The sequence below is a fragment of the Rhizobium sp. ZK1 genome (assembly GCF_047782645.1).
Classification (GTDB): domain Bacteria; phylum Pseudomonadota; class Alphaproteobacteria; order Rhizobiales; family Rhizobiaceae; genus Rhizobium.
Window position 1 is genome coordinate 112,282 of record NZ_CP180588.1, and the last position, 14,282, is coordinate 126,563.

12 protein-coding genes, 6 pseudogenes and 1 other annotated feature are annotated in these 14,282 nt (G+C 58.7%); of the genes and pseudogenes, 4 read left to right on the forward strand and 14 right to left on the reverse strand.

Features of this window, described 5'->3' with window-relative positions; translation table 11 throughout:
• Positions 1-25 precede the first annotated feature (25 nt).
• Together tnpC (ACK9YZ_RS33635) and ACK9YZ_RS33640 are read left to right on the forward strand one after the other, a co-directional pair.
• A pseudogene (gene tnpC, locus ACK9YZ_RS33635) lies at positions 26-867 on the forward strand (IS66 family transposase); the annotation flags it as partial.
• A gap of 2 nt (positions 868-869) precedes the next feature.
• A complete protein-coding gene (locus ACK9YZ_RS33640; RefSeq protein WP_416068710.1) occupies positions 870-1,454 on the forward strand; it encodes a plasmid pRiA4b ORF-3 family protein in 585 nt (194 codons plus the stop codon).
• Between the two features lie 34 nt (positions 1,455-1,488).
• On the opposite strand, the gene ACK9YZ_RS33645 is transcribed toward ACK9YZ_RS33640, so the two are convergent.
• From ACK9YZ_RS33645 to ACK9YZ_RS33660, 4 genes and pseudogenes are all read right to left on the reverse strand, one after another.
• Positions 1,489-1,713, reverse strand: coding sequence for a DUF6429 family protein (locus ACK9YZ_RS33645; RefSeq protein WP_416068711.1), 225 nt, complete (start codon positions 1,711-1,713; stop codon positions 1,489-1,491).
• Positions 1,714-1,771: 58 nt separating this feature from the next.
• Positions 1,772-2,599, reverse strand: a pseudogene (locus ACK9YZ_RS33650) (IS3 family transposase); the annotation flags it as partial.
• Between the two features lie 29 nt (positions 2,600-2,628).
• A pseudogene (locus ACK9YZ_RS33655) lies at positions 2,629-3,012 on the reverse strand (IS21 family transposase); the annotation flags it as partial.
• A gap of 165 nt (positions 3,013-3,177) precedes the next feature.
• A complete protein-coding gene (locus tag ACK9YZ_RS33660) occupies positions 3,178-3,969 on the reverse strand; it encodes a GH12 family glycosyl hydrolase domain-containing protein (RefSeq protein ID WP_416068712.1) in 792 nt (263 codons plus the stop codon).
• Positions 3,970-4,187: 218 nt separating this feature from the next.
• Between ACK9YZ_RS33660 and ACK9YZ_RS33665 the strand changes: the two genes are divergently transcribed.
• Complete coding sequence (locus tag ACK9YZ_RS33665; RefSeq protein WP_416068533.1) at positions 4,188-4,319, forward strand: DUF6429 family protein; 132 nt, start codon at positions 4,188-4,190, stop codon at positions 4,317-4,319.
• Between the two features lie 34 nt (positions 4,320-4,353).
• On the opposite strand, the gene ACK9YZ_RS33670 is transcribed toward ACK9YZ_RS33665, so the two are convergent.
• The 9 genes and pseudogenes from ACK9YZ_RS33670 to istA (ACK9YZ_RS33710) all read right to left on the reverse strand — a co-directional run bounded on the left by ACK9YZ_RS33670 (position 4,354) and on the right by istA (ACK9YZ_RS33710) (position 12,248).
• On the reverse strand, positions 4,354-4,938 hold the full coding sequence (locus tag ACK9YZ_RS33670; RefSeq protein ID WP_416068532.1) for a plasmid pRiA4b ORF-3 family protein: 585 nt from the start codon (positions 4,936-4,938) through the stop codon (positions 4,354-4,356).
• Positions 4,939-4,940: 2 nt separating this feature from the next.
• Positions 4,941-6,599 carry an IS66 family transposase gene (gene tnpC / locus ACK9YZ_RS33675; RefSeq protein ID WP_416068531.1) on the reverse strand — a complete coding sequence of 553 codons (1,659 nt, stop codon included), beginning with the start codon at positions 6,597-6,599 and terminating at the stop codon, positions 4,941-4,943.
• A 45-nt stretch (positions 6,600-6,644) separates the two neighbouring features.
• Complete coding sequence (gene tnpB / locus ACK9YZ_RS33680; RefSeq protein ID WP_112982801.1) at positions 6,645-6,938, reverse strand: IS66 family insertion sequence element accessory protein TnpB; 294 nt, start codon at positions 6,936-6,938, stop codon at positions 6,645-6,647.
• Positions 6,939-6,994: 56 nt separating this feature from the next.
• A pseudogene (gene tnpA / locus ACK9YZ_RS33685) lies at positions 6,995-7,428 on the reverse strand (IS66-like element accessory protein TnpA).
• 450 nt (positions 7,429-7,878) lie between these two features.
• Positions 7,879-8,670, reverse strand: a complete 792-nt coding sequence (gene istB / locus ACK9YZ_RS33690; protein WP_416068713.1) for an IS21-like element ISSme2 family helper ATPase IstB — start codon at positions 8,668-8,670, stop codon at positions 7,879-7,881.
• A pseudogene (gene istA / locus ACK9YZ_RS33695) lies at positions 8,670-9,605 on the reverse strand (IS21 family transposase); the annotation flags it as partial. The gene istB (ACK9YZ_RS33690) and the pseudogene istA (ACK9YZ_RS33695), both read right to left, overlap by 1 nt.
• Positions 9,606-9,615: 10 nt before the next feature.
• Positions 9,616-9,765 (reverse strand): transposase, encoded by a 150-nt coding sequence (locus ACK9YZ_RS33700; RefSeq protein ID WP_416068774.1) that lies wholly within the window; start codon positions 9,763-9,765, stop codon positions 9,616-9,618.
• A 203-nt stretch (positions 9,766-9,968) separates the two neighbouring features.
• Positions 9,969-10,724, reverse strand: a complete 756-nt coding sequence (gene istB, locus ACK9YZ_RS33705) for an IS21-like element helper ATPase IstB (RefSeq protein ID WP_416068714.1) — start codon at positions 10,722-10,724, stop codon at positions 9,969-9,971.
• A 12-nt stretch (positions 10,725-10,736) separates the two neighbouring features.
• Positions 10,737-12,248, reverse strand: a complete 1,512-nt coding sequence (gene istA / locus ACK9YZ_RS33710) for an IS21 family transposase (protein WP_416068575.1) — start codon at positions 12,246-12,248, stop codon at positions 10,737-10,739.
• A 202-nt stretch (positions 12,249-12,450) separates the two neighbouring features.
• Between istA (ACK9YZ_RS33710) and ACK9YZ_RS33715 the strand changes: the two genes are divergently transcribed.
• Positions 12,451-13,625 (forward strand): IS3 family transposase gene (locus tag ACK9YZ_RS33715; protein ID WP_416068715.1). Its coding sequence is split into 2 segments (ribosomal slippage): positions 12,451-12,691 and positions 12,691-13,625, totalling 1,176 coding nucleotides; the frame shifts between segments, so codons are not numbered across the junction.
• Positions 12,678-12,794 (forward strand) — a sequence feature (AL1L pseudoknot). Its footprint overlaps the gene before it by 117 nt.
• A 40-nt stretch (positions 13,626-13,665) precedes the next feature.
• On the opposite strand, the pseudogene ACK9YZ_RS33720 reads toward ACK9YZ_RS33715, so the two are convergent.
• Positions 13,666-13,962, reverse strand: a pseudogene (locus tag ACK9YZ_RS33720) (transposase); the annotation flags it as partial.
• Positions 13,963-14,282 lie beyond the last annotated feature (320 nt).

Genomic DNA, 14,282 nt, shown 5'->3' on the forward strand with positions numbered 1-14,282 from the left:
GCGGCAATCAACTGACACATGGGCTCAGGCCAGAGACAAATGCACGACCGGACGCATATGGACTTACGTATGCGATGACCGGCCGTTTGGGGGAACAGCGCCGCCAGCCGCAATCTATTATGCGTCGAGTGACCGGCGCGGCGAACATCCGCAGAAGCACCTGGCCAGATACGGCGGCATTCTACAGAGCGATTGCTACAATGGCTTCGAGCCGATCGCTGTTGCCGCAACGAAAGAGGTGCCGATCACCTTCGCCTTTTGCCATGCGCATGCGCGGCGTAAATTCTTTGAGCTGGCCGATATCCAGAAGAATGCGCGGGATCGCAAACGCAAGGGCAAGCCGATCTCGCCGATCGCGCTTGAGGCCGTCAAGCGCTACGACGAATTGTTCGGGATCGAGCGGCAGATCAACGGATTGAGTGCCGAAGAACGACTGGCTGCGCGGCAGGAGAGAAGCAAGCCGCTGTTCGATGACATGCGCGAGTGGTTGACGAAGGAACGCGCCACGCTCAGCAGATCGTCCGAGGTCATCGAGCCGATCGATTACATGCTCAAGCGCTGGGAGGGCTTTGCTCTCTCCTCGAAGACGGAAGGGTTTGTCTTACGAACAATGCAGCGGAAAGAGCGTTGCGCGGTGTGGCGTTAAGAAGGAAAAACTGGACCTTCGCCGGTTCCCAGCGTGGGGCCGACCGTGCCGCCGTCATGCTGACCGTCATCACCACCTGCCGCCTCAACGATGTCGACCCAAAGGCGTGGCTTGCCGATGTCCTGGCTCGCATCGCCGACCATCCTGTCACGCGCCTGTGCGAACTGCTGCCTTGGGAATGGAACCGTGCATCGGCGGCAACCGTCATGCTGGCGGCCTGACGATGGTGGCTTCCGTCGTCCGCCTGAAGGTCACCCTCGATCGTGTCGAGCCGATAGTGATGCGGCGCGTTGTCGTGCCGTTCACCATCAGGCTCAGTCGGCTGCACGAGGTATTGCAGGCGGCGATGGGCTGGACCAACAGCCACCTTTACGAATTCCGCATGCGTGACGTCGGCTTTGGTTTGCCAGACGAGGAATGGGGGGATGGTCCGATCGATGCCCGCAGGGTCTCGCTGCTGTCGGCAGTCCAGGACACCGGTGCGAAATCGTTCAAGTACCTTTACGACTTTGGCGACGGTTGGGAACACAGCATCAAGATCGAGCGCACCTTTCCTGCAGTCGGCACGGAAGGACCGATGCTCCTCGAAGCAACGGGACACTGCCCGCCTGAAGACGTGGGTGGTCCATGGGGTTATCAGGAGTTCCGCGAGGCGCTTGCGGATCCGGCGCACGAGCGACATGCCGAAATCCTCGAATGGTGGGGCAGCAGCGATTACAATCCCAACAGCGCCAACTTCTCGCAGCTCAACAAAGCCGTCGATGACCTCGCCGCAAAATGGGTCCGAAAAGCGCGCCGCAAAACCTGAACGCCGGGCTGTAGGGGAAGGCCGAAACTGGATTTTATCGTGTAAACAACCGGCGGAACAGTTCTTCCGAAGGCCGTAGACCTTCGTCCGTCAGGACCAGCGACTTCGACTTGTTGACCGGATCACAGATCAGTCCCTTCTCATGCAACCGGTCCGTCGTCGCCCAGTCAAATCCCTTCCAGGCGCAACGTTCGTTGTGGAGCGTCAGCCATAACAGGGCCAGGACCGCGTCATCGATTTTGTCCTCGTCGATCTCCATTCTGCCATAATATCACGCGCGAGACTTCAAGTCCCGCGGCCCTCCTCGGATGGATACGGTATACTTTACCCGCTGGCAGTTTGGAACTCGGTGATATCGGTAAGCCATTTCTCGTTTGGCTTTCAGCGTGGAAATCACGATTGAGCAAATTTTCCGGCACAGGATCTAGTTCGCCTTGGTAACACGTATACCGCCGCCGCCTGGCAGTGGTCACGATGAGCTGCTCCTGCTTCATCAAGCGGCGTACTACCTTTTCGGAGACCTGTTCTGCGCCTCTGGCCAGTGCAACATGAATGCGTCTGTAGCCGTAGCAGTTACGGTTGGTTTCGAAGAGCACCGCAATGGTGTGGCGAAGATCTGCGTATCGGTCCTCGAGAGAAAGCAGAGACCGATGATAAAGACAGGAGCTGCGGGCGAACTCAAGCTGAGTGAGGAGTTCCGGTAATGCATATGTCGGTCGCAGGGCATCAACCAGCAGTGTCTTTTCCCGATTTCCCAGGAGCCGCAGATCGATGCCCAGATCTTTTTTAATGAGTTCGTTAGCCTTCGTAAGCAAGTCATGTTCAAGTTGAAGGCGCTTCACATCACTGCGCAGTGCCTCGAGTTCACGCTCGAGTTCGCCTCGGCTGGCAGTCGGTGGTAGTTTGCGACGGCGTGTCATGGATGCAGGGACCTCACGACCAAGTTGCTGGTTCTTCCAGTCGTACAACGTCTGCCGGCTCACACCTACCTTCTGAGCCACCGAACGGGCACTCTCACCTCGAGAGTACAAGCCGATCACGGCTGTTCGCTTCTGCTGCTCCGATCTCGTGCCAGCGCTTGAGTTGCCGGTGAGAACTCGCCGCCTGCCGCCGGGTTCATATTCATCGATCCAAGCCGAAGCTTTCCACGGCAAGCGGAAGCGCATCGGTGATCTGCAGGGGTTGCGGCGGGAGGCGGATTGCGGCTTCGCGCCGCAACCCCTGCAGATCACCGAGGCAGAGCAGACGCCGTGATCGAGCGCTTCCTGGCAGGCGGCCTCAACGGCGGCGAGACCATCAGCAGGCACACATCCGAGTATGGCGACCATCTGTCGATAACCGTCATCGGCGCTCTTCAACCGTTTGCGGACCTTCTCCCTCGCAGTTGGCAAAACCCATTCCCGGAATGGAACGCCGTGCGCAAGGCACCGGGTTTGCGAGCGAGAACGGCAACATAGTGCCAGGGATTATAGACAGTCTCGCCGCGGCCGAAGTTGCGCTGGTGTTCGGCAACCGTCACATCATCCTGCTTGATGACAAGCCAATCAGCATAACCGTGGCGTCAATCGCCATTTCTTCTCCTCTCAGCGTGACCGCCCTGCTTCACCAACTCGTCCCGTGATAGAGAGAGTGTCGTGGGCACCTCCTTTCCCGGGTGGGGCCTTGCGAACTCGACTTCGGACTCCCTTCAGAAATAATGAGTAGCTGGCTCTGCGGCCGTATGTCACGTCGAGCTCACGGAGCAATTCTTGAAGTTGAATTTCATCCCGCCTGGGGACGATGTAATCTCGACGCCGTATTGAACGCTGTCGACGTCTACGTCGCCAAAGTGGCCCTTCGACTTGAGCCAATCTAGGATACTCTTTATGTCCACCGTCCCGGTATCGGTCTTGGAAGTGAGCAGCAGTGAGATGACCTTGTGACCATTATAGCCTTCGAACACGTTCCAACTCGCTCCGCCTACATTGACATTGTGGTAGATCGGAACCGCCGCCCCGGAAGCGTCATAATGTTTTGAGATGGGCTTGACATTGCCGCTGCCGTCCGGATGTCCGGTATAGTTTGTCCAGAGCATTATCTCATTCTGTTGTGAGCTGTCCCAGATGTCGTAGGCGGTGTTCCAGGCGCCACCAGCAGGAACTTTCTGATTGAAGCTTGACGTCAGACTGTTGATTGAACTGAGCGGCTTCCCAATATCGACAGCCTGATGGGGGTAGCTCTTGATGCCATCAGTGTTAGGCTGGTTCGACCACACGCTCCACTGGTTGTCTGCATGGACTGAAAGCGTCTGAGGTCCAGCGCTCTTACCATATATGTCGTTGTTCCAAGCATAGCGACCGTGTGAAAAGCCTGCATATGGAGCGCTCGATCTCCAAATCGGAGCATTCGATAGAAGCGCGTCAGTCGGTGATTTGGTTTCATTCACAGCGTGCCTGAATAGTTTATCATCCTGTGTGTCGACATACCCCAGCGGGGAGGGCAAGGACCCTGTACCATCTATCCGATTGGAAGACATAAGGCTCTCCTTCTGTTACGAGAACAAAGATCTGGCGCTTGTGCGAGGACACTGACATTGATACTGGGCACTGGGAAATTGTGTTTTTGCATGTCACCATTCAACTAACGGATAACGGAGCGATCTCTGAAGTGTGGCGTCGGGGCAACCGCTGGCGAGGGGTATCCATCCGAGGTGGGCCGCGGGACTTGGGGTCTCGCGCGTGGTAGCATAGCAGAATGGAGATCGACGAGGACAAAATCGATGACGCGGTCCTGTGTGATCCGTTGAACAAGTCGAAGTCGCTGGTCCTGACGGACGAAGGTCTACGGCGTTCGGAAGAACTATTCCGCCGGTTGTTTACACGGTAAAATCCAGTTTCGGCTTTCACCCACAGCCCGGTGTTCAGGTTTTGCGTCGCGCTTTTCGGACCCATTTTGCGGCGAGGTCATCGACGGCTTTGTTGAGCTGCGAGAAGTTGGCGCTGTTGGGATTGTAATCGCTGCTGCCCCACCATTCTAGGATTTCGGCATGTCGCTCGTGCGCCGGGTCTGCAAGCGCCTCGCGGAACTCCTGATAACCCCATGGACCACCAACGTCTTCAGGCGGGCAGTGTCCCGTTGCTTCGAGGAGCATCGGTCCTTCCGTGCCGACTGCAGGAAAGGTGCGCTCGATCTTGATGCTGTGTTCCCAACCGTCGCCAAAGTCGTAAAGGTATTTGAACGATTTCGCACCGGTGTCCTGGACTGCCGACAGCAGCGAGACCCTGCGGGCATCGATCGGACCATCCCCCCATTCCTCGTCTGGCAAACCAAAGCCGACGTCACGCATGCGGAATTCGTAAAGGTGGCTGTTGGTCCAGCCCATCGCCGCCTGCAATACCTCGTGCAGCCGACTGAGCCTGATGGTGAACGGTACGACAACGCGCCGCATCACTATCGGCTCGACATGATCGAGGGTGACCTTCAGGCGGACGGCAGAAGCCACCATCGTCAGGCCGCCAGCATTACGGTTGCCGGCGATGCACGTTTCCACTCCCAGGGCAGCAGTTCGTGCAGGCGCGTCACAGGATGGTCGGCGATGCGAGCCAGGACATCGGCAAGCCACGCCTTTGGGTCGACATCGTTGAGGCGGCAGGTGGTGATGACGGTCAGCATGACAGCGGCACGATCGGCCCCACGCTGGGAACCGGCGAAGGTCCAGTTCCGTCTTCCCAATGCGACACTTCTCAGCGCCCGCTCGGCTGCGTTGTTCGTGAGACAAACTCTACCGTCTTCGAGGAAGAGGGCAAAGCCCTCCCAGCGCTTGAGCATGTAATCGATCGGCTCGATGACCTCGGACGATCTGCTGAGCGTGGCGCGTTCCTTCGTCAACCACTCGTGCATGTCATCGAACAGCGGCTTGCTTCTCTCCTGCCGCGCAGCCAGTCGTTCTTCGGCACTCAATCCGTTGATCTGCCGCTCGATCCCGAACAATTCGTCGTAGCGCTTGACGGCCTCAAGCGCGATCGGCGAGATCGGCTTGCCCTTGCGTTTGCGATCCCGCGCATTCTTCTGGATATCGGCCAGCTCAAAGAATTTACGCCGCGCATGCGCATGGCAAAAGGCGAAGGTGATCGGCACCTCTTTCGTTGCGGCAACAGCGATCGGCTCGAAGCCATTGTAGCAATCGCTCTGTAGAATGCCGCCGTATCTGGCCAGGTGCTTCTGCGGATGTTCGCCGCGCCGGTCACTCGACGCATAATAGATTGCGGCTGGCGGCGCTGTTCCCCCGAATGGCCGGTCATCGCATACGTAAGTCCATATGCGTCCGGTCGTGCATTTGTCCCTGGCCTGAATGGGAATGGTGGTGTCATCACCGTGAAGACGCTCGGCCGCAAAGACATGCGCCTCGATCAGATCGAAGACAGGCATGAGAGCGGCTGTTGCGTACCCGACCTGGTCGGCCAGCGTCGAGGTCGAAAGATCGATCCCCTCGCATTTGAACCGGGCACTCTGCCGGTTGAGCGGGCTGTGCATGCCGAACTTGTCGAACAGGATCGTCGCCAACAGATGAGGACCGATGAAGCCGCGCGGCGTGGCATGGAACGGTGCCGGCGTCTGACTGATCGCCTCACAGTCACGGCACGTGAACTTTTCCCGCACCGTCTCGATCACCTTGAACCGGCGCGGAATCTCTTCCAGCGTCTCGGTGACGTCCTCGCCCAGCTTCGACAAGCGTGAACCACCACAGCAGGCGCAAGTCGTCGGCGGCTCGATGACGATACGTTCGCGCTCGATATCGTCCGGCCATGGCTTGCGCACCGGTCGTTTGCGCGTGAACGAACGTACGCTCGAGGTTCTGGCGCTTGCTGCCTGTGCCGCGACCTCGTCCTCCGTCGCCGCCGTCACGAGTTCCTCGAGCTGCAGTTCCAACTGGTCGAGCAGGCGCGCCGTGCGTTCAGAGCGCTGGCCTCGCAACTCGCGCCTGAGCTTCTCGATCTTCAATTCCAGAGCAACGATCAGCGCCTCGTTGTCAGAGAGCATCGCCTGCGCATTGGCCGCTTCCGCAACTGCGATAGCGTGTTTAGCCTGCAAGGCTTCATGCTCGCCAAGCAGCGCCAGGTAAGCGCCAACAACATCCACAGGAAGATCGACAGGCTTTGAGATCATGAAGCCATTCGATCAGATTTCCCCTGTATTTTCAATTGAATAATGCTAGCCGACCTTCGTCGGCCGCCAGGTTTCTTGAGGGTGCCTCCAGTCGATCCCGGACAGAAGATAACTCAGCTGCGCGGGTGATATCGCGATCGCGCCGCCTTCCGCAGACGGCCAGACGAACCGGCCGCGGTCCAACTTTTTTGTAAAAAGGCAGCTCCCCTGGCCGTCACTCCAGATCACTTTTATCAGCGATCCGCTACGACCGCGGAATACAAAAAGATTGCCGTCCAGAGGGTTCAGTTTCAGCACCTCCTGCACCCGCAACGCAAGCGATGGAAACCCACACCGCATGTCGGTATGGCCCGTTGCAATCCACACCCGCACATTTTGACCGGAAGGAAGCGTGATCACCGCAACGTCTCCAGACCCCGCATGATCCGCAGCAGCGCCTCAACGTCGACGCTGCCGTCCACGACCACACGACGGCCGTTCGCCGCGACAATCTCCATGCGGCCGGAAGGAGGCGCTACCGGATGCTCCATCGCAGCAGGTGGAGTGACCTGCTTCACCGGCACAAAAGTTTCCGGCATGACGAACGCCGGCACAAAACCATCGGTTTGTTTCTGGCTGTGCAAACCCTGGCGAACCGATTGCGCCAACGGTTTAACAGCGAGCGGCTGATGCCGTACTGACGGGCCGTGGCCGACGCCCGGCCTCTCCCCGCAAAGCTTTCTGCGACAATCCGCAGCTTCTCATCCTCAGTAAATCGACGCCGCCGTCCGGTGTTGATCACCTCAAGACGGCTCATCCGAGACCCGCTGTCCCCTTCAAAAATCTCCATCTGCCCAACTGTCCTTATGCCTGGGAATAAGGACAGGGTCTGAACAGTTTTATCCAATATTCAAAGGCGGTCTCGCTCGGACGGATACGGCGAGGGCGGCCATTGAGCGGAGGACATTCCTGAGTCTCGATTATCAGAGCGCCGGCCCTGCATGACCGAACTGAACGCCGAGCAATTCTTTCGAGAGCCAATATTCGATTCAGCACCGGCGTCGCTGCTGTCATGCCGGATGGTCTTTGTAAGCTTCTCCCGCGTCCCGGCAAGAAACGGCTTTTCTTCGAGATAGGCGACTCCGTGTTCGAGCGTCTCAAAACCGTTGAGGGAGCGGATGAGCGTTGTCTTGCCTTAACCAGAGGGTCCGATGATCGAGACGACTTCGCCAAGGTTGACCGTAACCGGTGTTTTGATCCCACGTTGCCCGCTGTTGCTGGATCTGTGATCGAGTTTCTGTCAAGCGAAGCGAAGAATTGAAGAACTGACCCCCTCATTGATTTGCAGTTTCATTGGTTTCAAGCGCAGTCGATAGCTGTCGCCGCGGATAGTGATCACGGTCGAGTGGTGAAGCAGACGGTCCAATATCGCCGTTGCCACGACAGGGTCGCCAAATACGCTTCCCCATTCCCCTACAGAACGGCTCGAGGTGATCAGGATCGAGCCCTTTTCGTAACGGCGGGACACCAGTTGGAAGAACAGATGGGCGGCGTTGGCCTCGAAGGGCAGGTAACCCAGCTCGTCAATAATCAGCAGCTTCGGTCGCGACAGGATGGTCAACTGCTTATCGAGTGAGCCGTCGCTATGGGCCTTCGCCAGCATTGCCACCAGCGTCGCCGGCGTGACAAATTGGACGTTGTAGTTTTGACGGATGGCTTCCCGGCCAAGGCTCACGGCCAAGTGGGTCTTGCCTGTGCCCGGCGGCCCAAGGAATAGCACCGTGTCGCCATGGGCAATCCAGCGGCAGGTCGCGAGCTCCCGGATCTGGCCCTGATCCAGTGATGGCTGCGCCTCAAAGTCGAAGCCATCCAATTCCCGAACGAACGGGAATTGCGCCAGTTTGCTCGACATCGATATTCGTCGCTCGTCGCGCCGGGCAATCTCGCGCGATACAAGGAAAGCCAGCGCCTCGCGCAGGTTCATCTTTGAACGAGCTGCTTCGTTCAGCAGAGTGTCGAGCTGGTCGCGGATCGCCGTAAGCTTCAACCGATCGAGCGTCGCGATCAACAGGTCATGATCAACATTCGCCATCACCAGCCCCCTCCAACAACTGCCTCGTATTCCGCAAGCGGACGCAAGAGGCTGGGGGGCGAACGCTCGATCGGTGCAGCGGCTCGCACGAGACCCTCGGCGCCGGCAACGCCGACAAAATGCGCTCGGTCCACAATCCGTTGTCGTCGTCCCTCGCAAACGGCATGGTCGGCGACCACTTAGCCGGCATGCCGTATAATGACACGGCCAGCCAAGACCACCACCTGGACACTCTCACCGATCAGGCGCCAAGGGACCGAATAGCTGTTTGTATCGAGGTCAACGGCACAATCCGACTGAACCTTGCGGACCAAATCGCGCAACTGTCCAAATGGTGCCCGGCCGGCCAATGGGCTTAACGCCTTCGCCTCTTCAGCAAAACGATCAGCCGGTTTTATGCCGGTGATCCCGTGTTCACGCTGATCAGCAACCTCACGCGTCCACCGATCCAGATGTGCCTCGAATGCAGCCCAGCTTTCAAAGCGGCGGCCGGCAATGGCGTTCTTCTTGACGAAGCCGACACCCCGCTCGTCCTTGCCTTTCGTACGTGCCCGATAGGGTGCGCAGGCCCGCGGCATGAACCCCCAGTACCGTGCGAAAGCATGCAGACGCGGGTTGAATCTTACCTCCCGTGTCACACGATCATGGTGCTCGACGAGCGCCTTCGCATTATCGATCAGCACTTCTGCCGTTACTCCGCCGAACCGTAAGAAGGCGCCTTCCATCCCCTCGAACCAATCCGTCTGACGCTCGCGTAGCGATACGCGGGTGTGCGAACGCCGCGAATAACTTAGTGTCCCGACAAAAACGTGGATGCGAATGGTTGCGCGGTCCGTACCCGATGCGATCCTGACGATCGCGCCACCGACTTCCAGCTCGATTGCCGCTATTGGACGAGAGCTTCTCGCCGTCTTTCTCAGCGTTGGGGGTAGCTCTGCCGGACGATCAATTACCGCTGGCACAAACATAGGCGGTGCTTCTTGCTTCGCCTGACTTCGCACCTGGGCGCCAGGTAAACAATTGGCCGGGCGGCAATCCATGCCGACGCGCAACAGCACTGACCGACATCTCGCCGCTATAACTCTCGGCGACAATGCGGTCCTTCTCCTCGTCGCTCCAGTCGCCGCGACGCCCTGTTCCGGTGAAAACTGCGTATTCCGACGAAGCCGGCCATCGATTCCGATTTGAAGCCGGCCAGTCATTCCGATTTCATTCCGGCCGGCGTTCCGATTTGAAGGCGGCCATTTCTCGGACTGATCCTGGGTCTGTCTGATGTTTGGATCTGGTTTCGTTTCAGGTCAAGCTTTGGTGTTTTCGGGTGCGACTGGCGAGCGCTGTTTTCGCATGCTTTCGCCGGTGAGATCGATGCGATAGGCGTTGTGAACGAGGCGATCCAGGATGGCATCGGCAAGCGTTGGGTTTGCGATGATTTCGTACCAGCGATCCAGGGGCACCTGACTGGTGATGATCGTCGAGCGCCGCTCGTAGCGGTCTTCGATGATCTCGAGGAGATCGCGCCGCTGATCATCGTTGAGTTTTTCCGGTCCCCAGTCATCAAGGATCAGCAGGTCGGTCTTGGCCAAGGATTTGAGGATCCTGCCGTATCGCCCGTCGCCTCTTGCAAGTGCGAGCGTGGCGAACAGCCGAGGAACCCGGTGATAGGCGACGGAGAAGTCTTCGCGGCATGCTTTGTGACCAAGCGCGCAGGCAAGCCAGCTTTTGCCGATGCCGGCTGGCCCAGTGACGAGGAGACTGTGATGCTTTCTGATCCAGTCGCAGCCGGCAAGCGCCATGAACAGGTTGCGATCGAGGCCGCGAGCGGCCCGAAAGTCGGCATTCTCGATCTGTGCATCATGGCGTAGTTTGGCGGCCCTGGCACGGGCTTCGAAGCGCTTCTGTCGGCGCATGGTGGCCTCCCGTTCGAGCAGTATGGAAAGCCATTCTCCATGCTCAAGACCGCGGGCTTCGGATTGTGCGTCAAGCTCCTGGAAGGCTGTTGCCATGCCGTAAAGGCCGAGTTCGCGCAGCATGTCGATGGTGGGATTGCTCAGCATTGGTTTGTCTCCTCAATGAAAGTAGTCGGGGCCACGCAGATTTGCGTGATCAACGATGGCCGTCGGTTCGGTGGAATGGCGCGCGGCCCTGTGGTTGGCCAGGAGCGAGGCGATGCTCTTGCAGTTCAGACCGCCGATCTCGACAGCGCGAGCTGACACCGCCTCGGCCCGATCTCGCGTGATATCGCGAAACAGGCGCAGAATGCCCAGGCATGTTCGAAAGCCCTGTTCAGGATGCGGACGACTGGCAAGAACAGCAGTGATCAAACCTTCGGTCTGCGGCCCAATGGATGCAGCCCAGCGCCGAAAGCGATCGGGTGTCCACTCGGCATATCGCCGATGGGAACTGGGCATATGATCCGGGTCGGTTCCATGCCGAGTGCCGCCATACCGCCGCTGATGAACGGCGACGCGCTTGCCGCGGTGGAAGATCTCGATGGTGCGTGCCGTCGCTCTCAAATCAACCTGCTGGCGAATGAGGCCATGCGGTACGGAATAGAGGAAGGTCTTGAACTCGACGTGATAATCGGTCGACACGCGGACCAAACGCCATTCGGCGAATTCGTAGTCTTCACCGGGAAGATTGGCGAGCGCGGCGCGCTCGACACTCTCAAACAGCTGCCGGCGACTGACGCCGAGCCGGCGCATGACATGATCATTGATGCGATCGAGTGCCTGGCCAATGGCAGCATTAGCCTCAGCAAGCGAGAAGAACGTGTGATTGCGCAGACGCCCTAAGATGCACGATTGGGCAAAACGGACCCCGTTCTCAACTTTAGATTTGTCCCTGGGCTTTCGTGGCCGTGCTGGAAGAACGCCGACGCCATAGTGAGAAGCCATCATGCCGTAGCTGCGGTTGATCTCGGGATCATAGAAACTGGCGCGACTGACGCCTGACTTCAGATTGTCGGGAACGATCAGCCGGGGAACGCCGTCAAAGAAGCGGAACATCCGGACATGTGAGCCGATCCAGTCCGGCAGTGTTTGCGTCCAGGTCGCCTCCGCATAGGTGAAGCTAGACGCGCCCAGCACCGCCACGAATATCTCCGCTTCGCGGATCTCGCCGGTCTTGCGATCAACGATCGGAATCTTCTTGCCGGAATAGTCGACGAAGACCTTGTCGCCGGCCGCATGCTCCTGGCGCATCGTCGGCGAAAGCCGTTGCTCAAAGCCACGGAAGAGCTCACAAAAGCGACTGTAGCCGTAACCCTCTGGATGCGACCCACGATACTCCTCCCAGAGGATAAGCAGGGTGACGCCGGGCTTCTTGAGCTCGACGGCAAGCTCGGCCCAGTTGGGTTCGACGCGTCGTCTCGTGCCCTGTTTGACGCCATTGCGCGCAAAGAGCTTGTTCTCGAGCGCGTCATCGGTCAGTTCCCCCGGTAGGGGCCAGCTCAACCCAACTGCTGCTGCGCGCTGAAGATTATCCTGCACCGTACTGCGGGCTATTCCCAATACGACGGCGATCTCGCGGGAGCTCGTCCCGCTTCCGGCAAGCCGAAGCATTTGTCTTAATTGTCTCATGGTCAGCCTTCTCTTTGCCGGCATCAAAATGTCCTCGTTCATCGCGAGGTGATTGATGCCAAAGTTGCTGACCCAGGGGGTATCTTCAGTGTCGAAAACTGGCCGGATTTTGATTGGAATGGTGGCCGGCTTCAAATCGGAATGGTGGCCGGTCTTTGGTCGGATTGGCGGCCGGCTTCACGTCGGAATCCGCACAGTGCGGATGGTTTTGGATCACCAAGGGGAATATTCCTCGCGATGGGCGGCGGTTTCCTCGATCGCCGCCAAGATCGGCTGCATGGCGCAGACGCTCAATGAATGGGTGAAGAAGGCGGAAGTGGACGATGGTTCCCGGCCTGGACTCCCAAGCGAAGTCGCCGAGAAGATGAAGGCTCTGGAGCGGGAGAACCGCGAGCTTCGGCAGGCCAATGAGATACTGCGCAAAGCGTCCGCTTATTTCGCGATGGCGGAGCTCGACCGCCCATTGAAGCGATGATCTCCTTTATCGACGAACACCGCTCCGTATTCGGGGTCGAGCCGATCTGCAGGCTGCTGCCGATTGCCCCATCAACCTACTACGAGAACGTTGCCAAACGCCTGGACGTGGACCGGTTATCGGTCCGCGCCCGCAGCGACATTGCCTTGAAGATCGAGATACGCCGTGTGTTCGAGGCGAACTTCCGCGTCTACGGCGTGCGCAAGGTCTGGCGGCAATTGAAGCGGGAGGGCTTCGATATAGCCCGCTGCACCGTCGCCCGGCTCATGCGATCGATGGGACTTCAGGGTATCATCCGGGGCAAGCCGATCCGCACGACGATCCCGGACAAGACGGCTCCGAGCCCGCTCGATCGGGTGAACCGCCAGTTCAAGGCTCCTGCGCCGAACAGGCTCTGGGTTTCGGATTTCACCTATGTGGCCACCTGGCAAGGCTTCGTCTACGTGGCCTTCGTCATCGACGCCTTCGCGCGCCGGATTGTCGGCTGGCGGGTGAGCCGGACGGCGCATGCCGGGTTCGTCCTCGATGCTTTGGAACAGGCGCTTCATGAGCGGCGTCCCGTTCATGGTGGCGGCCTGATTCACCACTCGGACAGGGGCGTTCAATACGTGTCGATTAAGTATTCGGAGCGATTGGCGGAGGCAGGCATCGAGCCTTCCGTCGGAAGCGTCGGCGACTCTTACGACAACGCCCTCGCCGAAACGATCAACGGCCTCTACAAGGCCGAGGTCATCCATCGGCGAGGACCGTGGCGCAGCTTCGAAGCGGTTGAATTCGCCACTCTGGAATGGGTCGACTGGTTCAACCATCGACGGCTTCTGGAGCCCATCGGCAACATTCCCCCCGCCGAAGCCGAGGAGCAGTATTACGCCATGCTGGACGAACCAGCCATGGCTGCATAACTTAAACCAAACAGCCTCCGGCAAACCCGGCGCGGTTCAGTAGACCTGTGTCGTCGATCACCAGAAAAGCATCTGAAGCCCCGACAATCTTGTCGGCCTGCACCGCCAGTTCCGCCTCAAGAGGACCGGCATCCCAAATCCCATCCGAGATGAAATGATGCAGGCGGTCGTAGCGATCAGGTGCCAGACGTTCCGCCATCGGCTCGATACTCTTGCGATCGCCAGGTCCGATGAGGCCCGAAATATAGACCGGGCACATCTGCCGCCGCTTCTTGTGACCAAGCTTCTCGACGAACGGCTTCAGCCAATCTGCCAGCGCAACATCCAGTTCCGACATCTCGCACACCCCTGTGAAAGTGCCCAAGATGGCCCATCATCGTAAATGGCCGGTTAATCTGCCAAAGTAGTGCTTCTGTAATGGGCCTTTGTTCGTCAAGTCCCTCTGAATGATTATCTCGTCGCTGAGGCCATGCTTCTGTCCGTGGTCAGCACGAAGACCGCCACACTATGCCATCAGATCAACAAGCCGACAGGTCAATCTAGAAAGCGTGCTTCGCCGAAGCGGTCACAGCACTACACACGACCTTGCCAAGCCTGCGTCCCAGCGACGGGACCTCATCAGACGCAAGCCTTGCACTTGCCCGCGTCAATCACGTA